The sequence below is a fragment of the Rummeliibacillus sp. BSL5 genome (assembly GCF_052928305.1).
Map to the genome: position 1 here is coordinate 44500 of NZ_JAVGCV010000001.1, position 24191 is coordinate 68690.

The following is a 24191-nucleotide window of genomic DNA, read 5'->3' on the forward strand; positions in this document are numbered from 1 at the left end:
GTGAAGAGGAACCAAGACAGCGTTTAAAGGAAATTAGTTCTGGAAGGATAATTGTATACCAGCAGTACATAATAAAGCCAAGTATGAAAATTAGTGTGTAAAGTAGGAGTGATCTTTCTATGTATTTTGCTAAACGTTTTTTATACATAATTTTACTATCCTTTATCATGTCATTGCTTTTCTGCAAATTTGAGCTTTTTGATGCCTCAGCGAAGCAAAAAGATTACACTATCTCACCAAATACGAAACCCCTCAATAAGAAAATGCAAGGCTATTCCACTTATACAAAAGAAACGAAAAACTACTATACCATTCGATCTTATTTAGAGGAGCTGGAAAAAAAGGGTGGAGGCAAGCTTGTATTAAAAAAAGGCAAATACTCTATTACCAATACATTATTTGTGCCTTCAAACGTAACTATTCAACTAAATAGCGGAGTGATTTTGAAAAAGAGTATGAATACGGGAAGCAAGAATACATTAAAGCCTTCGTATTCCATGTTCCAATTGGTAGCGCCTAGCGTGGTAAAGAAGATTGGCATGGAATATGATTATAACGGTTCTACTAATATCAGTATAATAAGTGATGGAAAGGCCACCATTGATTTGAATCATCAAAAAAATGTAAATGGAATAATCGCTGGACATAATGAGAACCTGCTTATTAAGAATATTCAATTCCTTAATGCGAATGAAGGCTATTTTATACAATTAGCTGGTACAAAACATGCGACCATTCAAAACAACACCTTCCTTCATCAACATTCTTCTTCCAAACCAGTCATCAGTTTGGATACAGCAGAAGAAAAGGATGGCAACTACCAGGTCAGCTGGAGTATGTATGATGGAACGCCGAATGTGCATACGACGATTGAGCAAAACTATTTCTATGATATTTACCAAGCGATTAGTTCAAAAAATGCTACAGATGGAAAGCCTCAAAACAAAATCGTAATTCGAAAAAACAAAATAGCTCACGCAAGCTCGAATATGATTGTGATGAACAACTGGCGTCTTTCAACAGTTGAAGACAACACTCTAGAAGATGCAAAAGGCTATGGGGTTTATGTTTTAGGTTCCTACAAGCCTGTCATACGTCTGAACCAATTGAAAAAAATGAAGATTCCCGTCAAGCTAGCAGAGTATACTTCGAATGGCACAGTGAGCGAAAACACGGTCACTCTTAGCAATAAAAAAGCACTTGCTTCGAATAAGGGTGAACAGCTTAAAGAATATGCCATCCCCATCGAACACGACCAGTTTTTAGAAAAAATTGAGATTACCAATCTAAAGGATCTTAATAAGGCTGTATATACTGTCACACCAAAGTCAGTCACCTTAAATAAGGAATACCTCTTACGTAATTCTTATACAGACCAGACAAAGCAGTATTACGCATTGCGCTCATACATGGAGCAGCTTGAGAAGCAAGGTGGCGGAAAGCTTGTTTTTAAAAAAGGAAAATATACAATTACCAATGTTTTATATGTGCCGTCCAATGTGACACTTGAGTTTGAAGATGGCGTCGAAATAATTAAAGGTGATCATACGGGGAGTACGACCATCAACCCTTCTAATTCCATCTTCCAGCTGATCCGGCCTTCTTTATCAAAGAAAGAGCGAGTTGTAGGTGGTCATAAAGGTGAAAAAAACATTCGCTTTATTGGCAAGGGGAAAGTGATTTTTGATCTGAAGTTCAAATTATTCAGCTTTGCGATTATCATGGGGCACAATAAAAATGTACAGATACAAAATATACAGTTCAAAAATATGAACGGCGGACACTTTATTGAAATGGACGCCTCGGAAAATGTAATTATTCGAGATAACAAATTTTTCAATTCCATTCCATCAGCTCGACATGTGAAAGAAGCGATTAACCTAGATACGCCGGATAAAACGACTCTTGGGTGGAGTTCTGAATGGAGCAATTTTGATCGAACAGCCAATAAACGGATTCTAATTCTCAACAATCAGTTTAAGAATTTAGATCGAGCTATCGGAACTCATAAATATTCAGAGGGAAATCCACATAAACAAATCGTTATTTATGGAAATATAATTGATACGACCAGAAATGATGCTATACGGATTATGAACTGGATGAACCCAACCATAGCAGAAAACGTAATAAAAAATGTGGCCAAAGGTGATCCAGAAAAACGTGGTATTCTATCTAGTGGAGCGATTCACCCCAAAATCCAATACAATACTTTTGAAAAAGTGGGCCGACCCATCCAATTTATTGCTTGGCAAAATACAGGTCCAGGGGAACAATATAAAGAAATTAAAGACAAGCTTTCAAATGCTGAAAAGGAATTACTTAAAACAAATGATTTGATTGATACAGAAGAAGTATTTGCCCGCATTAACAATAAGTATCTAGAGTACAATAATCCAGAAAAAATCTTGTTATTAAACTGGCGCTAATAATGGGTATATAAAAAACATGGTAAAATAAATTTGCGAGATACCCCCATTTTTATGGGGGGTACATAAAAAGAAAACTTCATATGGGAGGTGTTCATTTGGCACAGCTAGTAAAATTGCAAGATTATGTTTCTCGATATGAAAAAGATTTAAAGAGATACACAACCCAATTTGTCCGTCTTAAAAAGGTACAATGGATTCGTATGAAAAGCGATTGGGAAACAGGTAATATTCATGGAGAGCTTGAGGTAGAAGAAGCAGAAGAAAAACCAAAAAAGAGCTTTTTGCCACGCTTTTTCCGTAGAAAAAGTAAAAAGACACAGGATGATGAAAACATCGAAGGTAGTACAGAATCCTTTTTTACAGAGAATGAAAAAGAGTTAAATGGAGAGTTGGTTCCAGATATGCACGAAGAAGAAAATGCATATACGTTTCAGCCGTCTTTCTATTTCGCACCGCAAACAATGGATGATTTAAAACGTATGTATATTGATCAGTTGTTTCAGTTTCAAATGAAATGGGCGAGCTCAACATTGCGAGAGGAATCACATCTGAACCCGAGATATACAAGAGATACGTTGCTGCGTGCATTTACACAACGTTTGCCAGATAGCTATTTATTATTATATCGACCTGTTTTTCAAATCAAACGGGCTCCTGTAGAAGCGGGTATTATCTTGTTAACTCCTACACAATGTCTCTGTATCGGAGTACTGGAAGAGGAGGTCCAAGCAGCTTTTATTCCAGATGGTAGCCGCTTTTGGACGAAAAAAATTGGCAAGATTGACAAAAAGATTTTAAGTCCGCTAATTGGATTAAATCGAACAGAAAGTATTGTAAAGCAAATTTTTCGGGAAAATGGCATTGAGATGCCTATCAAAAAAATTGTGCTATCTAGAAATGGTTATATTAATGATACAAATACGAGTTTTGGTATCGAATATATCGATAAAAAAACATATCCAGATTGGTTTAGCTATTTAAAGAAAAATTCATCACCTATGAAGGCAATGCAATTAAAAGCGGCGCAATCACTTTTGCAAAACGTGTTAACTACTTCGTACAATAAGATGGACCCAGGTGAAGATGCAGCTTCGCATTAATAGCAGGGTTTGCAGAGATTAAAAGAAAAAAATACTGCTCTTTGCCATCTTTTTGTCCGGAAAGCCCTTGACTCAACCTATAACTTCTTGAATAATTAAATGTTGATTATATGAATAAAAGAAATGAGGAAATATAATGAGAGTTCGTAATAAACCGTGGGCTGGAGATTTTATTAAAGCACACCCTGAAATCATTATACCAAATCCAGAAGAATATAAAGGAAATTGGCAAAAACTATTTGGGAATGACCATCCGCTTCATATCGAAGTAGGATCCGGCAAAGGTCAGTTTATCACCGGAATGGCACTTCAAAACCCAGACATTAATTATTTGGGAATTGAATTATTTGATAGCGTTATTGTAAAAGCTGCTGAAAAAGTGATCGCTGCGGGTACGCCAGAAAATGTTCGTTTATTGCTTATTAATGGCGCTGATTTAGAGAAATACTTTACTAAAAACGATGTGGATCGCCTTTATCTAAACTTTTCTGATCCATGGCCTAAATCAAGACATGCCAAACGCCGTCTAACGCACGAAAGCTTCTTAAAAATATATGAATCCATCTTAGTTGATGAGGGAGAAATCCATTTTAAAACCGATAATAGAGGGTTGTTTGAGTATTCATTAGTCAGCCTGTCTCATTACGGCATGCTGCTAAATAAAGTCTCACTTGACTTACATGTGGAAATGCCTGAAGATAACGTGATGACAGAGTATGAAGAGAAATTTTCTGCGAAGGGACAACCGATCTATCGTCTTGAAGCTCAATATCAGCTTAAAAAATAGCTAATATATTTGAACTTTCGCGAATATGAAATAGAAAAAGCGCATGGTAGATAAAGCCATGCGCTTTTATTAGAATTAATTTACCGGAAACTGTTTTCTACTAAAGAATAGAATAATGGCTCCCAGCATAAGCGATAGATGTACTCTAAGTTTTCTAAATTATGTTACAATTATAACGGTATCTACTATCGATGCTGTCTTAACTTGAGACTACTAGAAGAAAAAATAAGAGATTTTTATTGATTTCTTCATGAACATTAACCGACTTTTCAGTGGTCTTATTACACAAAGGGGGATTTTCAATGGATACATTTCAATTTCATGATATGACGTTAACGTGGTTAAATGGGGGAGTAACCTATTTAGATGGCGGCGCGATGTTTGGCGTTGTGCCAAAGCCTTTATGGTCAAGAAAATATCCTAGCAATGAGAATAATCAAATTGAACTTCGAACAGACCCGATTTTGATTCAGTATAAAGGGAAAAATTTATTGATTGATGCAGGTGTGGGCAATGGGAAATTTACAGAGAAGCAGCTGCGCAATTATGGTGTGGAAGAGCAATCGAAAATCGATGATAGTTTAAAAGAGTTAGGACTTACAACAGAAGATATTGATATTGTGCTCATGACTCATTTGCACTTTGATCATGCATGTGGATTGACCAAGTGGCAAAATGATGAATTGGTGTCTACGTTCCCTCATGCTAAAATTATGGCCTCTCAAATTGAATGGGATGAGATGAGAGAACCGAATATTCGTTCAGCAAATACGTATTGGGAAGAAAATTGGAAGCCAATTATAGGACAAGTTCAAACATTTGAGGAAGAATTGGAAGTAATGCCTGGTATTACAATGTTCCATACTGGTGGACATAGTGAGGGACATGCCATTATTCGGCTAACACAAGCAGGCGAAACAATCATCCATATGGCGGACATAATGCCGACACATGCGCATCAAAATCCGCTATGGGTACTCGCGTATGATGATTATCCAATGACATCTGTCTTTGCAAAAGAAAAACTGGTAGACGAAATACTAAAGAACGGCTATTGGGTAAGTTTCTATCACGATGCCCATAAACGATTAATCAAATGGGATCAATCTGGAAAAGAGATTATTGCAGAATTGCCACGTACGAGAGAGACACATACAACAGCATAACAAAAAATCCCTCATCTTATTTGTAAGATGGGGGAATAGATTAATAAATTATACTTTTACTAAATCGACTACTGAACCTGTTCTTGCATCAGCTGAGAATTCAAAGTTCACGGTTTCTCCTTCTTGCACACGAGAAATACCGCCTTTGTATACAGGAATTTCAATGTTTTCTTTGTAAACTGTTTCTGGTTGCATATAAATCCATGAACCATCAATAGGACCTTGTTCTTTAAAAGCTTCTTTTATATTGTTGAGAACATGGTCTGCATTTTCGTACGGACTTACTTTTTCGCCGACCCGTTTTACTACATAAGCAGCTGAAATACCAGTTGCAACGCCTAATAAGAAGTCTCCTAATTTCATTATAAATGCCCCCTTTTCATATATACAGTGTATCACAAATAGATTGAAATGAACATTCAGAGGGAAATAGAATAGGTGGTCATAAACTTCGTAATTCGAAATATAGAAGTGGAATTTTCCTACTATTTTGTCTACAATAAAAGAGACTGTATAAAGGGAGGCTTCACTGTGAAACAAGATACATTAGAGATGTTTAAGACACTTACTGAATTGCCAGGAGCTCCAGGCAATGAACATGCTGTACGTGCATACATGCGGGCAGAATTATCTAAATACGCGGATGAAATTGTACAAGATAACTTAGGTGGCATATTTGGACTGAAAAAAGGTGACGAAAATGGTCCACGCATTCTTGTAGCTGGACATATGGATGAAGTAGGATTCATGGTGACAGGTATTACGGATAATGGCATGATTCGCTTCCAAACACTTGGCGGCTGGTGGAACCAAGTTATGCTCGCACAACGTGTGGAGCTTTATACGAAAGATAGCAAGATCCCGGGTGTGATTGCTTCTGTACCGCCACACCTATTAACACCAGAAATGCGAGAAAAACCAATGGAGATTAGCAATATGCTGATCGATATCGGTGCTGACAACAAAGAAGAAGCTGAAAAGGCGGGTGTCCGTCCAGGTCAACCAATTCTTCCAATCTGCCCATTCACCCCTATGGTCAATCCGAAAAAGATTATGGCCAAGGCTTGGGACAATCGCTATGGCTGTGGTCTTTCCATCGAATTATTAAAAGAATTAAAAGATGAAGTATTGCCGAATACGCTTTATTCAGGCGCGAATGTAATGGAAGAGGTCGGCCTGCGAGGTGCAAAAGTAGCGGCTAATATGATTAAACCTGATCTATTCTTTGCATTAGATGCAAGCCCTGCAAATGATGCAACAGGTGATAAAACACAGTTTGGTCAACTAGGTAAGGGGACATTGCTTCGCATATTGGACAGAACGATGGTTACGCATAAGGGCATGCGGGAATATGTTCTTGATACAGCAGAATCCAATAACATTCCTTATCAATATTTCGTTTCACAAGGCGGCACGGATGCAGGTGTTGTCCATACATCCAATGATGGTATACCTAGTGCAGTAATTGGCGTTTGCTCACGCTACATTCATACGCATGCTTCTATTGTGCATACAGATGATATTGATGCAGCAAAAGAATTGCTCGTTCAATTAGTAAAAAATGCGGACCGGTCTACACTAGAATCAATCCGTCAGCAGTAGTCAAAGATATATACCAGTGCTTGGATTGTGGAAACTATTCATGCCTATTTGATATAGTAAGGGGAGATTTCCTAATAAGGGGATCTCCCCTTAACTTATTGTGAGGAAGTGTTTATGATGAAAGTAGGAATTGGTACAACAAATAAAGCAAAAGTATCAGCGGTAATTTCAGTGGTGACAAAGCATTTTCATGATATATTAACGTTCGAACATTTATCGGTTTCTTCTGATGTTTCTCCTCAGCCTATGTCTACTGAAGAGACAAGGAGAGGCGCTATCAACCGTGCGAAAAAAACGTTGGCAGAGTCAAATGCAGATCTAGCCTTCGGTTTGGAAGGCGGCGTTACGATAATAGAAGATATCATGTACCTATGCAATTGGGGAGCCTTAGCTTTGCCGAATGGTAAGGTGTTAACTGCTGCCGGAGCTCAAATTCCTTTACCGCAAGAAATTGCCACCAAACTGACTGGCACACAAGAGCTTGGCCCAATAATGGACGAATACACAAAACAGCTGGATACTAGGCAAAATGCCGGTGCGATTGGCGTTTTTACAGATGGATTGATTGACCGCAAAGAGATGTTCGAACATATTCTTCAAGAGCTAGTCGGCCAATACTTTTTCTATCAAAAAAAATCGAAATAGCATGAAAAAACATGATAGTTGCATTGACCTATCGGGCATTCTACAATGAAATTAGTAAAAGTACGAATGGAGGAATGGACATGTTCCGTCAATGTACAAGACTAATGATTTGCAGTGCGTTTGTATTCACTGTAGCAGCATGTAGCAATAATGTGGATACAAAAATTTCAAAAGGCTTTGAAAGTGCAGACCAAGTTTTTGAGCAAAAACCAAAGACAAGTACTGCCTCAACAGAACATCTGCAATTTTATTTGCCAAAGGACTTTACGATTAAATCATCTTCGGATGAAACAAATATACTTCTTAAAAAAGGTGATGAAACTTTTTCATTATTCATTAACCCGCATGAGCCAAAGCAAAGCAAGCAGTTCTACAAGGCTATACAACAAAAGGAAAAGGATGCCATTGTAAAGGAACAGACTTATGAGAAAGACGGTCAATTTGGCTTTGCAAGTGTGTTAGAGGACGATAATCACAATTATCGGGTAGTCGCAAGTACTGGCGGAGTCAAAATTACTGGCGTATCAGGCCAACAAAATATTGACCATACGATTCCTGAGCTAATGGAAATTGCCCATTCTGTACAAATAAAAAATAAGTGAGGTAACGATTAAATGGAAACACTACAATCTGTCGAACAATTTCATGAATTAAAAGGACAAGGGAAGCATGTCTTCTTATTTACTGCTGGCTGGTGTCCGGATTGCCGCTTTATTGACCCATTTATGCCAGAGGTTGAAAAGAAATTTAGCGAATTCACTTTTGTTTCAATCAACCGTGATGACTTTATTGATTTATGCGTGGAATTGAATGTATACGGCATCCCAAGTTTTATCGCTTATTCTAATGGGGAAGAAACTGGCCGTTTTGTTTCAAAGGACCGCAAAACTCAAGAGGAAATCGAAAAATTCCTTCAAGCACAATAAAATTCGCAGAGGGACAGTGAGCTATCTGGACTTTTGATAAACAGTAATTTTCCAAAAGGAGTGAGTACGATTAAAGCGAAAGAATTAGTAGCTATTTTAAAAGACCGTCTAGGGGAAACTCACTATGAATGGAAACTAGAAAATAAGACCAACAAATTGCGAATAGACCAACGTTCAACTGGCAAGGGGATGGATCTTTCTCTTGGTGATGTGCTAACTAAATATGATGAGCGCAAAGATAAAGCGATTGATGAAGTTGTCTATACCATTGAACAGACATTCGAGGCATTGAAAGCAGAAAAAGAGCAGGGATTCAAAGATCTCTCGAATGTCTATCCAGTCATTCGTTCTGGTTCTTTTCCTAAGAAGTCTAAAGAAGGACAACCGTTCCTCACATCAGAACATACAGCTGAAACGGTTATCTACTATGCACTTGATTTAGGCACTACATATAGGCTTATAGATGAATCAATGCTCAGCCAATTAGGTGTGCCTGCTGAAAGAGTAAAAGAATCTGCACGTTTTCAAGTTCGTAAACTTCCTACTCATGTAAAAAAAGATGAGGTAGGCGGCAATATCTTTTACTTTTTAAATGAAAATGATGGCTATGATGCAAGCCGAATTTTAAATGACGCTTTCTTAAAGGAAATGCAAAGCCAAGTAGAAGGGGATATGACGGTGTCCGTTCCTCATCAAGATGTTCTCATTATAGGGGATATAAGAAATAATACTGGATATGATGTGCTTGCACAAATGACCATGCATTTCTTTACGGTTGGGGCTGTACCTATTACCTCATTGTCCTTCATATACGAAGACGGCAAACTAGAACCCATATTTATCTTAGCTAAAAATAGAGTGAAGAAGGAGCAAGAAGAATCATGATCGTATCATACAACAAAGAATTTGTCGGGGATGTTTTACTCGTTCAGCTTTCAAGTGAACCTATTGTAAAAACAGAAATCGAAAAACATAACGACCTAGTATTTTTAAAAGAAAAGGCAACAGGTGAAGTTAAAGGCTTTAATTTATTCAATGCAAGCAACTATTTGAAAATTGAAGAAGCAGGGAATGTACCCATTACAGAGGAACTGATCTCTGAATTGAAAGATGCCGTCAATAAAAATAATGCTCATTTATACTTTGATGTTGATCTGTCTCCTAAATTTGTTGTTGGCCATGTGAAAGAAGTATCTGAACATCCAAATGCTGACAAATTACATATTTGCAAGGTAGATGTTGGCGAAGAAGAACCTCTACAAATTGTATGCGGAGCACCAAATGTTGCGGAGGGACAGCGAGTTGTAGTAGCAAAAGTAGGAGCAGTTATGCCTTCAGGAATGCTTATCAAAGCTTCAGCGTTACGAGGAGTAGATTCATACGGCATGCTCTGCTCAGCACGTGAATTAGCTATCCCTAATGCTCCTCAAGTTAAAGGAATTATGGTACTTGATGAAGATTCAAAAGTGGGAGCAGCATTTGAAGTATAGTTTTGCCGCCATTATAGCCTTATTGGTTGTTTAAAGTAGCGTATTTAAATAGAATTTGAATTAAAATATATACGACCGTCTCCTGTTGAATTTGGAGGCGGTTTTTTTCAAAGAGATCATCGTTAAGAAAATCTGCTGTCCTGGGCTCTGGGTGTTGGATTGACCTAAAAATGAACAAATAACTCTAGTAAAATATCCCCGCGATTTTTTTCGAATCACCAAATTCTACGTGAAAAAATAGGGAGTTGTGACAGATTCGTCTCAAACGCGTTGCATGAAGCTATTTGTTACTGCTAAAATGTAGTCAATGATTTAGAAAAGAGTGGTGCATATAATGAGTTGGTTTAAAAAAATCGTAACTCGAATTCTTGGCGACGAAGCAGAAGAAACGCCAGGAAAAAATCAGACCTACAATGAATATGAAGAAGATCAACCCTATCAATCATATGATCAATTTGAAGAAAACAATTCTGAAGATTACTATAATGAAAATGAATATGACTATACTGCTTATAGAGATGAAATGATAGAAACAGAACAATCTCAGGAACCGCATCCGTCATTTAACTTTCCAATGGTTTCAGATGAATATGTGAAAGAAAGTAATGAGGAAGAAGCTGAGGACTATAATATTCCTTCTGCAGAGACGTCTGGACACTTTGAACAGCCAAGGCAGCAGACGAAAATCCATTCAACTTGGCAAGATAGACAACAATCTACTGTAAGGCCTAAAGACTATTCTCCATTTAGTCGAGAGCCTAAAGGATTAAAAGGTGTAGTAGAAAAGCAAAGTAGGGAAAACTATAACCCTTTTCGATCAAGTAACTCTAAGCCTATAAAACCAGCTCACGAGCCATACAAGCAAGAGATGAAATATGAAAAAAAGGCATTTAAGCAAGAGACCAAGTATGAAAAAAAGGCAATTTATCCTTCTCAAGAAAAAGAGATAAATAAAGATAGAGAGAAAGAAAAAGCGGATACGAAGCAAGTAGACTACCCAGTGAAAAAGAAGTTCGTCCCAACAGATGTGCCATCGCCTGTCTATGGTTTTAAAAGACCTAAGCGTCCAAAAGATATTCAAAAACTAATAGATGAAAAGGAAAAAAAGGCAAAAGAGCCTCTTCCAAAGACAACAGAAGCTTTGATTGATAGTCATATGAACAAGCAAAAGGCTATTGAAAATGAAACAACAAAAGCAGATTTACCTGCTAGCGGGTCCGTAATAAAGCCTGAGTTGCCAAAAAATCTAGACAAGGGAATAGAAGAACAAGTAGGACAGGTTCCAAATAATACATCTCAACATATAGTTGAAGAAAAGACTAAAATTCAGCAATCGCCCACACTAGAAAAATTGTCTGCCAAATCAGAAAGTGAACACATGGTTGTAGAAACAAATAGGAGTGGGGAAGAAGATCATGAGCATGAAGACGAATGTAATGCAATTGTGCAAGAACCTATACATGATGAAAAAGCGCAGGTAATTGAAACCAACGTTGAGATTGCAGCTGATGTAATAGAAGAACTAGAAGAACAGAAAGTAATAGAAGAACAGGAAGTAATAGAAGAACAGGAAGTAATAGAAGAACAGGAAGTAACTGCAGAACTAGAAGAACTAGAAGAACTAGAGGAATTTGAAGTAACTGAAATACCAGAAGAGACAGTACAAAACAAAACTTCAGGTAGCAAAATCCCATTTAATGTTGTCATGCTAAAAACAGATAAGAAAAAATTAGATCCATTTAGCAACATAGATATATCATGGTCAGGAAAGAAGTTGCCAATTAACCAGCCTGTTGTAGAAGAAATAACTAACCCTGTCAATGATGAGACTGTACAAGAAATAGAGACGTTGAATCAGGAAGAAGCAACAGAGGCAATTAGTGTAACTGTTGAAGAGCATGAATTACTAGAAGTACAGAAAGCTGAATTAGAAACAGTGCAAGCATTTGAAGGAGAAATACCTGAAAATGATGAAGCTGAAATACCAAATGCAACAGAGCATTCAGGTAGCAGAGTTCCGTTTAATGTGGTGATGTTAAAGACAGATAAGGAAAAGCTAAACCCTTACAGCAATATTGAAACACCATTGAGGAATAAAACATCTTTCAGTACTCCTTCAAAACAAGAAGCTGTACAGCCTAAAGAAGTGCCAGCAGCTTCAATGCCAAATCAATCAGAAATAGAGGAAGAAATCCAAGAAGAGATTATCGAAAAGTCACCAGAGGTTTTGCAGGAATCTCATTCAGCTCAGATAAATACGGAAACAGCTTCTATCGAAGACAAAAAAGAGCAAGTCGAATACAAACCTTCTACAGTCAACGAGCATTTGGACGAAGCAATCGCTTATTTAAAGCCTCCTGAAGAGCAAACTGAGGATTTTGGTTGGATGGATGCACAAGGTGAAAAGCTGATTGAAGCATTATCTTACTTCCAAATCGATGGGGAGATTGTTCAAATTGTGCAAGGGCCTGCTGTAACACAGTTTGAAATAACGGTAGGGCACGGTGTGAAGGTAAGTAAAATCCGGAATTTGGCGGATGACTTAAAGCTGGCACTTGCAGCAAGAGATATACGTATTCAAGCTCCAATACCTGGTAAAAGCTCAATAGGTATTGAAATACCAAATCGTGCATCACGTGCTGTCCGACTTACTGAAGTCGTAAAACATTCTTCTTTCATTAACTCAGATTCTCCTCTTGAAGCAGCACTCGGATTGGATTTGACAGGAGAACCGATGACGATTGATTTGAGGAAAATGCCGCATGGAATGATTGCAGGGGCAACAGGGTCTGGTAAATCTGTTTGCATTAATTCACTATTGGTTAGCTTGTTATTAAAAGCAAGCCCACAGGATGTTAAATTAATGTTGATTGATCCTAAAATGGTAGAATTAGCGCCATTTAATCATATTCCGCATTTAGTAAGTCCTGTCATCACTGATGTGAAAGCAGCAACTGCTGCACTGAAGTGGGCTGTGGAAGAGATGGAGCGACGATACCAGCTATTTGCACATGCTGGAGCGAGGGATATTACTCGCTACAATAAAATGGTAGAAGCAGACCGCAAGTTTTCTCTAAAAATGCCTTATTTAGTCATTGTAATTGATGAATTGGCTGATTTAATGATGATGTCTCCTCAAGAAGTAGAAGAATCCATTTGCCGTATTGCACAGAAAGCTAGAGCTTGTGGTATTCATCTTGTACTTGCGACCCAAAGGCCGTCAGTTGATGTTATTACAGGGTTGATTAAATCTAATATACCTACACGAATTGCATTCTCTGTATCATCACATGTGGATTCACGTACGATCTTAGATAGCCAAGGCGCTGAACGATTATTAGGCAGAGGCGATATGCTTTATTTAGGTAACGGAATGTCTGCTCCGGTTCGTGTACAGGGAACATTTGTAACGGATGATGAGATTGAAGAGGTTACATCCTATGTAAGGTCGTTAGGCGAACCAGATTACTTATTCCAACAAGAAGAGCTACTAAAAAAAGTTGACTCTATTGAAGAACAAGATGAGCTATTTGAAGAAGCCTGCCGATTCATTTGTAGGGAAGGAACTGTGTCAGTATCCTCATTGCAAAGAAAATATCGCATAGGTTATAACCGTGCAGCGAGATTAGTAGATATGATGGAGGCGCAAGGTTTTATTTCAGAATCCAAAGGCACTAAACCAAGAGATGTCTTTTTGACTGAACAAGATCTTGAAAACATATTCAACGGCTCACATGTATAATATCACGCGTAATTCCCATACTTTATTTACTTTATAAGCAAAATGTATACCGCAATAACAGGCGCTTGGCCCCACAATAGCACTTAGAGTGATATAAAGAGGGATAGAAGTGGGGACAACAACCTGATAATTTTTGATTGAAATACTTTCCTCAGTTAGAGGATTAAGATTACACCGTTAAGTGAAAGTTTCATTTTATTGAAATATACGGATAGTTTAGAACCGCATAGTTTCATGTTATAATGGTAGTTGTTTTAATAAGGCATCGACATAAAAAGAGTTATATATATAAGATGGCTGGTTGCTTATTTTAGACTAATCTGCCATCTCTTCATCCTTTATGCTTTTGAAAGGATTGTTGAATGACATGAAATTTATAGCGAGCCGTTACAGAGATTTGATTATTCAAGGGTAAGGAGACTTTCCCGGGAGGTTTCAACATGACAGTTTATCATTTTACAGGTATTAAAGGTTCAGGAATGAGTTCACTTGCACAAATATTATTCGATTCAGGTGAATCTGTGCAAGGGTCTGATATTGAAAAACATTTCTTTACAGAAGAACCGCTAAGAAAACGAAATATTACAATTTTGCCGTTTGACCCTGATAATATTAAGGAAGGGATGACTATTATTGCTGGAAATGCTTTCCCAGATAGCCATCCGGAAATTATACGGGCAAAGGAAATGAACTTGGAAGTTATACGCTACCATACATTTTTGGGCGAATATTTGGAAAAATTTACTTCCATTGCTATTACGGGAGCTCATGGTAAAACATCAACAACCGGTTTAATGGCTCATGTACTGGAAGGAGCTACTCCTACATCCTTTCTTATAGGAGACGGTACTGGTGGAGGAATGAAAGATGCTAAGAACTTTGTTATGGAAGCCTGTGAATATAGGCGCCATTTCCTAGCTTATCATCCCGATTATGCAGTAATGACAAATATAGATTTCGATCATCCAGATTATTATAAGGATATTGATGATGTATTTAGTGCATTCCAATCCATGGCATTGCAAGTGAAAAAGGCGATTGTCGCTTGTGGTGACGATGAGTACTTACAAAAAATTCAAGCCAATGTTCCAGTTGTATATTATGGTTTTGGCTCTCAAAATGACTTTGAAGCACGCAATGTAGAAAAAACAACAGAAGGTACATCTTTTGAGGTGTATGTTCGCAATGAATACTATAGTAAATTCTTCATTCCAATGTACGGAGATCATACAATCTTAAATACATTGGCTGTTATTTCGCTTTGCCATTATGAAGGTATTCCAGCAGCCCTTATTCAAGAGAGACTGCATACGTATCATGGAGTAAAACGCCGCTTTACTGAAACAGAACGAGGAAGCCGCATATTAATCGATGACTATGCGCATCATCCAACTGAGATTAGTGCGACCATAGAATCAGCCCGCCAGAAGTACCCTAATAAAGAGCTGATTGCAATTTTCCAACCTCATACGTTTACACGTACGCAAGCTTTCTTAAAGAATTTTGCTAATAGCTTAAGCGGGGCAGATTGTGTTTATTTGTGCGATATTTTTGGCTCGGCTCGTGAAAAGGGAGGCGCCTTATCAATTGAGGATTTGGCGAACTTAATTGAGGAAAGCCATTTGTTAAACAAAGAAAACATCAACGAATTGTTAAGCCATGAAAATGCGGTATTTTTATTTATGGGAGCTGGAGATATACATAAATTCCAGACCGCATTCGAAGAACTTTTACAAGAAGCATAGTAATGAAAACTGCAGTACAGACTTTTCTGTTTCTGCGGTTTTTTTATGGTTAAAAGCGGTTATATATAAGGCAATTGGCTCTTTTATCAGCTTAGTTAGAGTTTTAACTGGCAGGAGTTCAAGAAAGTTTGTAGAATGTAATTAGGTAAGTGATGTTTAAATACACTTATTTTGTGGAAAAATCCAATATATACAGAAATGGAGGGTTTAAAAATGATTGTCATTTTATACATCGCTGCGTTGCTAGTGGGAATAGGAATTCTTATTTTGTGCATTAGTTTAGCTAAGACACTAGGCGCCTTGAAGAAAACAATGGATCATGTTGCTGGTACAATGGCTGGCATCGAAGGACAAATGCAAGGCATTACACGAGAAACTACAAACCTACTAGAAAAAACAAATCTACTTGCTGCTGATATTCAAGTGAAATCACAAGAATTGAATTCAGTTGTAACAGCAGTTAAAGGATTTGGAGATTCAGTGAAAGGGTTAAGTGATTCAGTTAAACATGTCACTTCTTCTGTTAACACGAATGTCTCAAAAAATAGTGAGCAAATCGCACAAGTGATTCAATGGGGAAATGCTGTTTTAGGCATTCGTGCACAAATGAAAAAGCAAAAAGCTGCGAATACCATCTATGATGATGCAGCAACAAGTAATAATCGTAATATCTAAAAGGGGGCTACTTTTGATGGAACAAAAACCAAATTATGGCGACGTAAGAAAAATAGGTTATGAGAATCAGGATCAAACATATTTGCCAAAACCCTATGAATCACGTTCGGACGCTTTATACGCGGTAGATGAAGACAGCGTCAATATGAAAGACTTTGTCATCGGTGCTTTTGTCGGCGGTATTGTAGGGGCTGCAGCAGCTTTATTCTTAGCTCCAAAAGCAGGTAAAGAGCTTCGCAACGATGTAGTAGTACAAGCAGGTCAATTAAAAGAAAAAAGTGCTGGCATTACAAACTCTGCAAAAGAAAAAACAGCAGAGATTTCTAAAAAAGTCCAAGTGCAATCTGGCCAATTGGTTGATAAGGTGAAATCATTGAAACCAGCTGCTACTCCGCCGCTTGATGATGGAACTGTTTCTTCAGAAGGTGAAGAGCCGCTTGATATTATGGAAACAATGGAGAAAACAATTGCTGAGTATGAATCAGAAAACAATGAACCTACGGCAGTAAGCAATGCTGTAGAAGAAGCAATGTCAGCAATAGAAGAATCTCAGAAAAAATAAAAAATGCGCCAGAGTTAATTACTCTGGCGTATTTTTTATGCTTTAGGTTTTTTAATTCACAGCAGGAACTAACTGAATTGATAATTGATCTCCCCCAAATATCTCTGCTTCTACCGTAGAAGGTTGATTATTTCGAAGAAGTGTAAATGTGCCCTTGAATTGATCGGGCATTTTCCAATCAGCATATCGAAACACATCACGGAATTTAAAGGAGTCAAGTTGGATAGCTTTTAATTCTACATGATCGTTTCTATTTAATTGTGTTGTAAAGGGAACGGGTTCACCATTAACGATAGCTTGATAGCATTCTTTTTCTAATCGTACCTCTCTCTGTTGAAAGGATACAGTTATCTGTTTAGCAGACAGAAGATTCATCTGCGCCATTACAGTTTGTACCGAGGGATACTCTCCCTTCTTAATATCAATCACATCACCGTCTTTCACTTTAGACTGGATGGATGCAGGGAGATTGTTGACTAAAATTGAACCTTCAGCATTTTGGATAGTATAGGATTGTCCATCCAATGAAATAGGGAATGGCTCTAGCCGTTGGACGAGATGACTTTGTCCTGTTAGTCGTAAACACTCTTCTATTGTATGGGAATGGTCAAATACCAAAACATCTCCATCTGATAGGCTTGCAGCGATATCTGCGTGTTGTGTATTTATTCTAATGCTTGGCTCGATTTGATGCAAACTATCATTTATAGTTATTTTCGCTGGACCGTTATACTCGATAATATCTGCAATGGTAGCAGTACCGGCTTCTCCATCTTTACCTTCAATTAAATATATACTATCACCATTTTTAATTGGTTTTTTGATACTCGCTTTTTCGTTATTTACAAAGATCTCAGTCGGTTCGCCGTGACCGCCGGGTACAAATATATCCTGCCCATTCACATTGACGCACATGGCTAATCCAGGCTTACCATATAGTCGATTAATATTGATATTGGCGGATAGCAAGGCATCTGCAACGGTCATTTCTTTTAGCTCGAATAAGCGGACTGTTTGCTGATTCACTTCGACAGACATGTACTTGATCGGTGTATTTTTTGCTGCCATCGCAATACCAATAGGGGTCACTAGCTCAGGTGAAGCCGACACATGTTCTTCAAATGTCAACTTTTGAATCGCATCAATTCCACGAACAGCAGCACGATTAGAAGGAATCTGAAGGAATTTGCAGATTTCAGTCGTGATCTCGGGTGTCAGGCTTCCACCCCCTACCAGAAGTATTGCTTTTGGGGCAGTATGATTATTTAAATGAAAAATCTCTTGGCCAATAGCTTCCGCAAGCGATGTGACAGCAGGGCGCAAGATATCAACAATTTCTTCTTTCGGATAGCTTTGCTCAAAACCAAGAATATCAGCAATCAGCACTTCTTCCTGTGTTGATAGGGCTCTTTTCACTTCTTCTGCAACAGGGAAATCCAGTATATAATGATCGCTTAAGGCTTCTGTAATCTCATCTCCGGCGGTTGGTACCATGCCATATGCTACAACAGTGCCTTTATTTGTGATAGCGATATCAGAAGTGCCTGCTCCTATATCAACCAATGCAATATTTAATCGACGCATTGTAGAGGGGATTAGCGCATTGATAGCTGCAATCGGTTCTAACGTAAGGCCTTCCATTTCTAAATCTGCGCGCTTTAAAGCAGCAATTAACGATTCGACTACGACTCTAGGAAGGAAAGTCGCAATGACTTCTACCTCTGCCTCTTCTCCTTGCTGATCTAGGAGGCTACCAATTTCTTGGCCATCTAAGCGATAGTATAAAACAGAGTAACCTACGCAATAATAATGACTGCCTCTCTTTTGTTCTTTATGCTCTAGTAACTGCCGGCTTGCTAATTGTACAGCTGCTAATTCAAGACGATGAATATCATCTTCTGTAAGAGGCTGGCGGTTGATTAAATTAAGCTTTGTTGATGCCTGCTCTGTTTTTAAGGCTCGTCCTGCTGCAGCTACACTTACTTTAAGAAGAGGACCATGTATTTCCTCTAATTCTTCTTTAATTTCTTTTATAACTGAAGAGACATGAATCACATTATGTATTTGGCCATCTACCATGGCACGTTCCTTATGCTCCTTTGAAATTAAATCAACTACATGGAACTGTTCTCCCTGTTGTTCAAGAATAATGCCGACAACGGAGCGGGTGCCGATATCTAACGCAAAAAATTTACTAAACACATACACACAACCTTTCAAAAAAATGAATATAATTAAGAATAACTTTATCGCGTTGAAGCGTTAAAGAAAATATGCGTGACATTCATATTAAAAACGATTATAATAATCCTATTATCATAAAATGTATCATAGTTTTCAGACTTCTGAAAGGTCTGGATACACGGGAGAGAGGAGAAACGGCATGAGTCATCAAAATTTAGATCACCTGCGTGACCGCGTTGATGAATTAAACCTTGAGATATTGCGTTTAATCAATGAACGTGCTGAAGTAGTTCAAGAGATTGGAAAAATTAAAGAAAAACAAGGTGTCAACCGTTATGATCCCCTTCGTGAACGGCATATGTTAAATCTATTAAAAGAACATCACGATGGTCCGCTGAGCCAAGGGACTGTTGAACATATCTTTAAGGAAATCTTCAAATCTGCATTGAAACTTCAAGAGACTGATCATAAAAAAGAGCTGTTAGTTTCACGGAAGCAGAAGAAAGAGGATACGATTGTAACGATTAATGGCGAAACGGTCGGCCAGGGCTCACCAACATTCGTATTTGGCCCTTGCGCAGTAGAGTCATATGAACAAACTGCACTTGTGGCAGAAGCAATCAGCCATAAAGGATTAAAATTAATGCGAGGCGGGGCATATAAACCACGTACTTCCCCTTATGATTTCCAAGGGTTAGGCTTAGAAGGGCTAAAAATCCTAAAAGAAGTAGGGGCTAAATATGGTCTAGGTGTTGTTTCTGAAATTGTTACGCCAGCACATCTAGATGAAGCACTTGATTATATAGATGTTATTCAAATTGGTGCGCGTAATATGCAAAACTTTGAATTGTTAAAAGCTGCTGGAGAAACGAAGAAACCTGTGTTATTAAAACGCGGTCTTGCCGCTACAATCGATGAATTTATCAATGCAGCTGAATATATTATTTCTAAAGGGAATGATCAAATTATTCTTTGTGAACGCGGTATTCGCACATATGAAAAAGCAACTCGCAACACATTGGATATCTCAGCTGTTCCTATTCTGAAACAGGAAACACATTTACCAGTATTAGTGGATGTTACGCATTCCACTGGGCGACGTGATTTGTTATTGCCTTGCGCAAAAGCTGCTATTGCTATTGGAGCAGATGGTGTTATGGCAGAAGTTCATCCAGATCCCGCTGTTGCTTTGTCAGATTCACAGCAGCAAATGAGTATTCCGCAATTTGATGAATTCTACAATCAAATGCAACAATTCATGAAAAATTACCAAATCGAAAAGTAATATTTAGGGGAATGGCAGTCAGTGCCACTCACCTAGATTGGATATAATCTTACCTATTTTCAAAGACAAACGGCGATTCGTTAGTTGAGTCGCCGTTTTTAATTTCTTGAAAAACGTTTTCATTCTATCGTATTATAGAGGGTATAACAAAGTGTAGCATTACATAGCGGAAGAATATTTTGCTTTCACTGTGTATTGGAGGACCCAAACGGGCAGTGATGGGCAGTTGACTTTTTATCAAAACGAAAGGTTATACTGTCTGTTAACACGAGATAAAGAAGGAGGCAAAAAATTGACCGTTACAATATATGATGTAGCACGCGAAGCAAATGTTTCGATGGCTACGGTTTCACGCGTGGTCAATGGCAATCCAAATGTGAAACCCACAACTAGAAAAAAAGTCCTCGATGTAATCGAACGCTTAGAATATAGACCGAACGCAGTAGCGCGCGGATTAGCAAGCAAAAAGACGACAACTGTAGGCGTTATTATCCCTGATATTTCAAATGTTTTCTATGCTGAATTAGCGAGAGGAATAGAAGATATCGCGACTATGTATCGTTATAATATTATCTTATCTAACTCTGATCAAAGGGAAGAGAAGGAGCTACAGCTGCTAGATAATATGTATGGAAAACAAGTTGATGGGATCGTGATGATGAGCGACCAAGTAAGCGAAGAGCTGCAAAATAAAATGAGTCATTCACCTGTCCCTATCGTACTTGCAGGTACATTAGACGAGATGAAGGAAATAGCATCTGTCAATATTGATTATTTGCAAGCGGCCTATGAAGCGGTGAAACATCTAATCGCCAATGGTCACCGCCGCATCGCCTATATATCTGGTCCTTTCTCTTCAACCATTAATAAAAAATTTAAGTTTGAAGGTTATAAGAAGGCCTTAGAAGAAGAGGGCATTGCTTTAGATGAAGATCTTGTTATTGCAACTGAGGATTCATACGATAGCGGTTTGGAGGATTTTGAAACACTTAGCCAACTAGCCGATCCACCAACTGCCTTTTTCGCTGGAAGCGATGAATTGGCCATTGGCATCATCCATGGAGCACAAGATCTAGGCAAGAGTGTGCCAGAGGACTATGAAGTCATCAGCTTTGAGAATTCAAAACTTGCACGTATGGTAAGGCCACAATTAACTAGTGTTGTTCTTCCTTTGTATGATATCGGAGCTGTATCGATGCGTTTATTAACAAAATACATGAACAAAGAAAATGTAGAAGATGGCCAAGTTATATTGCCATATCGCATGATTGAAAGAAACTCTACTAAATAGTGTTTAAAGAAAAAGACGTCATTCTCTAAGAAAGGGAATGCGTCTTTTTTATATTAATGAGAGTTCTGTTTTGTGCGTATTTGATATAGTGCTTTATCTAATACTTGTTGGTTCTTTTCACTAATCTCAGCTTTGCGTGGAATTGGATCATACATATTTTCGGGATCATCCCAAGTTGGAATAAGGCTTACAGGGGATTCTTTTTGCCACTGGTCAAGCCAAGTTTGAGGGATGCTGCCTATCGGTGTACCCTTGTCCGTCATTTCTGTCCAAACCATGGACCAAGCTCTTGGTACTACACGCCAGATATCATATCCTCCACCGCCAACTGCAATCCATTTACCATCACAGAATTCATGTGCAAGTTCATGAGCTAGCTTAGGAATTTCTCTATAGATATTCATTGTGCCGCATAGATGTGTTAATGGGTCAAAATAATGAGCATCTGCTCCATTTTGAGAAAGAATGACATCAGGTTTAAAATAAGCTGTAATTTCCTTTAATGCCGTTTGATAAACATCTAAGAAAGATTCATCCTCAGTGAAGGCGTCTATCGGAAAATTAAAGGACGTCCCATATCCAGGTCCATTGCCACGTTCAGTTACAGCCCCGGTGCCAGGAAACAGGTAGCGCCCCGTTTCATGGATGGAAACTGTACAAACGTTGGGGTCGTCATAAAAGCTCCATTGCACGCCATCTCCATGGTGGGCATCCGTATCTATATATAAAACACGTGCGTTATACTTTTGCTGCATATATTTAATAGCGACTGTACTATCATTATAAATGCAAAATCCAGAAGCTCGCCCTTTAAAACCATGATGTAGTCCGCCACCGAGATTAAGGGCGTGCTGTGATTTGCCTTGCATGACAAAGTCGCAGGCTGTCAATGTAGCGCCGACAATTTTAGAACTGGCTTCATGCATATTTTGAAAAATCGGCGTATCTTCTGTTCCGATACCAAAAGGCTCTCCAAGCTTTGCTGTTAGATGACCATGCCCCGCCATTTTTACGGCTTCAATATAGCGGGAATCATGCCCAAGCAAAAGCTCCTCATCTGTTGCAGCGCGAGGTGTTATGATATCCTCGTCATCTAACGCATGAATGCTTTTCAAAAGGTCTACTGTAAGTTCAAGCCTCTTCTGATTGAAAGGATGTGTTTCAGAAAATTTATAATCCAACTGTTCAGGTGAGTATACGAACACCGCTTTTTTCATTGGCGAGATTTGGTTGGAATATTGGGCCATAGCACATCAAATCCTTCCTTGCGTAACTCATCAATAATTGGAAGCGGATTCATTATTTTTAGCCGAATAGACAATATTTTATTTTCATCGTCTTTCGAATCCGGATAGATTAAAACACTTAATATACTTGCATGATGATTAGCAAAAATTTTGGTAACTTCGTGTAGCGCGCCAATTCGGTCCTGGACTCGTATCTCCATTTGTGAGCTTGGCTTAGTCGCACCCGTAATTTCAATATAAGTGTAAAGTAAATCTGTTCCTGTGATAATGCCAACCAGTTCACCTTTGCTGACGATTGGCAAGCAGCCGATGCGATGCTCATAAAGAATGAGGGCTACCTCTTCAACAAAGTCTAGAGGATGCCCAATGATAGGGTTTGTTATCATGATTTGATCCAATGTTCGGTGGTAAAGTGATGTGTCACCATCTTTTAATAGGGAAGAAGGTAATGCATTTTTTAAGTCTCTTTCTGTTACTAGGCCTAAGAGTTTCCCATTCTCATCTACAACTGGCACATGGCGAATCTTTCTTTCTTTCATGAGCTTTGCAGCATCTGCCATCGTGTGAGTAGGCTGTAATGTCAGTACTTGTTTATTCATAATCTCTTCAATTAACATATGGTCACCCCTTTAGGTATCACTTGTTATAGCGATTGACTATGCGTAAGGAATTAAATCTATCAATCGATGTTTGGTCTACACGTTTGCCGATTCGAACCATTAAGCAATTGGCTGGATGTGAGGCAATCTCAGGCTCATCCGTTGCAGCAACCTCTAGCCCACCTGCCTGCATCATTTTAATCATCATGTCTCGGTATTGCCAGATTGTAAGCCCTGTACGCTTTAAATCCCAATGCCAATAATATTCCGTCGTAATGACTATATAATCTTCCATCATATCATCAAGCATCGACACCTGAAGCAGGCTTTTACCGATCCGATTCCCTCGATATTCTGAGGCGACCTCTATGGCGCCTAATTCTATTAAGTTTTCTAAATTGCCTTCGGACCATCTTTCTAATGGATCTGGATGAAGGAATGTGGCGTATGCGATAATTGTATTATCCAACCGAGCAATCATCATTCGGCCCTCTGGTCGTTTCGCTATTTTTATAATAGCAGCAAATTGTTTTTCAGGTGTCCGAAAAGCCGTCAAATCTTGATGGAATGACAGTTTTTGTAATTCCTCTGGTGGGACAGGGCCTTCAATTATAATCTTGCCATGCGCTGTGTCTAGTTCTCTCGCATGATAACGCCGGATGTGTTCCATTCATTCACCACCTTCAGTGAGTTATTATAAGTATTATACATGA

21 protein-coding genes are annotated in these 24191 nt (G+C 38.4%); 16 read left to right on the plus strand and 5 right to left on the minus strand.

Going from position 1 to position 24191, the window contains the following annotated elements:
- The first annotated feature begins 119 nt into the window (after positions 1–119).
- The 4 genes from RCJ93_RS00270 to RCJ93_RS00285 all read left to right on the plus strand — a co-directional run bounded on the left by RCJ93_RS00270 (position 120) and on the right by RCJ93_RS00285 (position 5485).
- Entirely contained in the window at positions 120–2429 is a 2310-nt protein-coding gene (locus RCJ93_RS00270; protein ID WP_446738099.1) for a right-handed parallel beta-helix repeat-containing protein, read from the plus strand.
- Between the two features lie 98 nt (positions 2430–2527).
- Positions 2528–3532, plus strand: a complete 1005-nt coding sequence (locus RCJ93_RS00275) for an NERD domain-containing protein (protein WP_150284837.1) — start codon at positions 2528–2530, stop codon at positions 3530–3532.
- Positions 3533–3668: 136 nt separating this feature from the next.
- The gene (trmB, locus tag RCJ93_RS00280) at positions 3669–4319 is read left to right on the plus strand and encodes a tRNA (guanosine(46)-N7)-methyltransferase TrmB (protein ID WP_150284836.1); all 651 of its coding nucleotides are present in this window, start codon (positions 3669–3671) and stop codon (positions 4317–4319) included.
- A gap of 302 nt (positions 4320–4621) precedes the next feature.
- Positions 4622–5485 (plus strand): YtnP family quorum-quenching lactonase, encoded by an 864-nt coding sequence (locus RCJ93_RS00285; protein ID WP_446738100.1) that lies wholly within the window; start codon positions 4622–4624, stop codon positions 5483–5485.
- Positions 5486–5533: 48 nt separating this feature from the next.
- Here RCJ93_RS00285 and RCJ93_RS00290 read toward each other — a convergent pair whose 3' ends face one another.
- Complete coding sequence (locus RCJ93_RS00290) at positions 5534–5848, minus strand: peptidase M4 (RefSeq protein WP_066789000.1); 315 nt, start codon at positions 5846–5848, stop codon at positions 5534–5536.
- Positions 5849–6037: 189 nt separating this feature from the next.
- Here RCJ93_RS00290 and RCJ93_RS00295 point away from each other — a divergent pair, with 189 nt between their 5' ends.
- From RCJ93_RS00295 to RCJ93_RS00340, 10 genes are all read left to right on the plus strand, one after another.
- Positions 6038–7087 (plus strand): M42 family metallopeptidase, encoded by a 1050-nt coding sequence (locus RCJ93_RS00295; protein WP_285842849.1) that lies wholly within the window; start codon positions 6038–6040, stop codon positions 7085–7087.
- 114 nt (positions 7088–7201) lie between these two features.
- Entirely contained in the window at positions 7202–7732 is a 531-nt protein-coding gene (locus tag RCJ93_RS00300; RefSeq protein WP_446738101.1) for a DUF84 family protein, read from the plus strand.
- Between the two features lie 80 nt (positions 7733–7812).
- Positions 7813–8334 carry a hypothetical protein gene (locus RCJ93_RS00305; RefSeq protein WP_066788986.1) on the plus strand — a complete coding sequence of 174 codons (522 nt, stop codon included), beginning with the start codon at positions 7813–7815 and terminating at the stop codon, positions 8332–8334.
- Positions 8335–8346: 12 nt separating this feature from the next.
- Positions 8347–8658, plus strand: a complete 312-nt coding sequence (locus RCJ93_RS00310) for a thioredoxin family protein (RefSeq protein WP_066788983.1) — start codon at positions 8347–8349, stop codon at positions 8656–8658.
- 60 nt (positions 8659–8718) lie between these two features.
- On the plus strand, positions 8719–9543 hold the full coding sequence (locus RCJ93_RS00315; protein WP_236717705.1) for a DUF1444 family protein: 825 nt from the start codon (positions 8719–8721) through the stop codon (positions 9541–9543).
- Positions 9540–10148, plus strand: coding sequence for a YtpR family tRNA-binding protein (ytpR, locus tag RCJ93_RS00320; protein WP_446738102.1), 609 nt, complete (start codon positions 9540–9542; stop codon positions 10146–10148). Before RCJ93_RS00315 ends, ytpR begins: the two co-directional genes overlap by 4 nt.
- Before the next feature lie 334 nt (positions 10149–10482).
- Positions 10483–13890, plus strand: coding sequence for a DNA translocase FtsK (locus tag RCJ93_RS00325; RefSeq protein ID WP_251647221.1), 3408 nt, complete (start codon positions 10483–10485; stop codon positions 13888–13890).
- Between the two features lie 440 nt (positions 13891–14330).
- Positions 14331–15635 (plus strand): UDP-N-acetylmuramate--L-alanine ligase, encoded by a 1305-nt coding sequence (murC, locus tag RCJ93_RS00330; RefSeq protein ID WP_446738103.1) that lies wholly within the window; start codon positions 14331–14333, stop codon positions 15633–15635.
- A 213-nt stretch (positions 15636–15848) separates the two neighbouring features.
- On the plus strand, positions 15849–16310 hold the full coding sequence (locus tag RCJ93_RS00335) for a DUF948 domain-containing protein (RefSeq protein ID WP_066788971.1): 462 nt from the start codon (positions 15849–15851) through the stop codon (positions 16308–16310).
- A gap of 16 nt (positions 16311–16326) precedes the next feature.
- The gene (locus tag RCJ93_RS00340; protein WP_066788967.1) at positions 16327–16872 is read left to right on the plus strand and encodes a YtxH domain-containing protein; all 546 of its coding nucleotides are present in this window, start codon (positions 16327–16329) and stop codon (positions 16870–16872) included.
- Positions 16873–16923: 51 nt separating this feature from the next.
- On the opposite strand, the gene pilM is transcribed toward RCJ93_RS00340, so the two are convergent.
- Entirely contained in the window at positions 16924–19074 is a 2151-nt protein-coding gene (gene pilM, locus RCJ93_RS00345) for a pilus assembly protein PilM (protein ID WP_446738104.1), read from the minus strand.
- Positions 19075–19255: 181 nt separating this feature from the next.
- Here pilM and RCJ93_RS00350 point away from each other — a divergent pair, with 181 nt between their 5' ends.
- Together RCJ93_RS00350 and ccpA are read left to right on the plus strand one after the other, a co-directional pair.
- Positions 19256–20341 carry a bifunctional 3-deoxy-7-phosphoheptulonate synthase/chorismate mutase gene (locus RCJ93_RS00350; RefSeq protein ID WP_066788964.1) on the plus strand — a complete coding sequence of 362 codons (1086 nt, stop codon included), beginning with the start codon at positions 19256–19258 and terminating at the stop codon, positions 20339–20341.
- 292 nt (positions 20342–20633) lie between these two features.
- On the plus strand, positions 20634–21632 hold the full coding sequence (ccpA, locus tag RCJ93_RS00355; protein ID WP_066788961.1) for a catabolite control protein A: 999 nt from the start codon (positions 20634–20636) through the stop codon (positions 21630–21632).
- Positions 21633–21685: 53 nt separating this feature from the next.
- Here ccpA and RCJ93_RS00360 read toward each other — a convergent pair whose 3' ends face one another.
- From RCJ93_RS00360 to RCJ93_RS00370, 3 genes are read right to left on the minus strand one after another with little or no spacing between them, the layout of a single operon-like run.
- Positions 21686–22849 carry an acetoin utilization protein AcuC gene (locus RCJ93_RS00360; RefSeq protein ID WP_446738935.1) on the minus strand — a complete coding sequence of 388 codons (1164 nt, stop codon included), beginning with the start codon at positions 22847–22849 and terminating at the stop codon, positions 21686–21688.
- Entirely contained in the window at positions 22846–23496 is a 651-nt protein-coding gene (locus RCJ93_RS00365; RefSeq protein ID WP_446738105.1) for an acetoin utilization AcuB family protein, read from the minus strand. Before RCJ93_RS00365 ends, RCJ93_RS00360 begins: the two co-directional genes overlap by 4 nt.
- Before the next feature lie 19 nt (positions 23497–23515).
- A complete protein-coding gene (locus RCJ93_RS00370; protein WP_251647213.1) occupies positions 23516–24148 on the minus strand; it encodes a GNAT family N-acetyltransferase in 633 nt (210 codons plus the stop codon).
- Between the last annotated feature and the right edge of the window lie 43 nt (positions 24149–24191).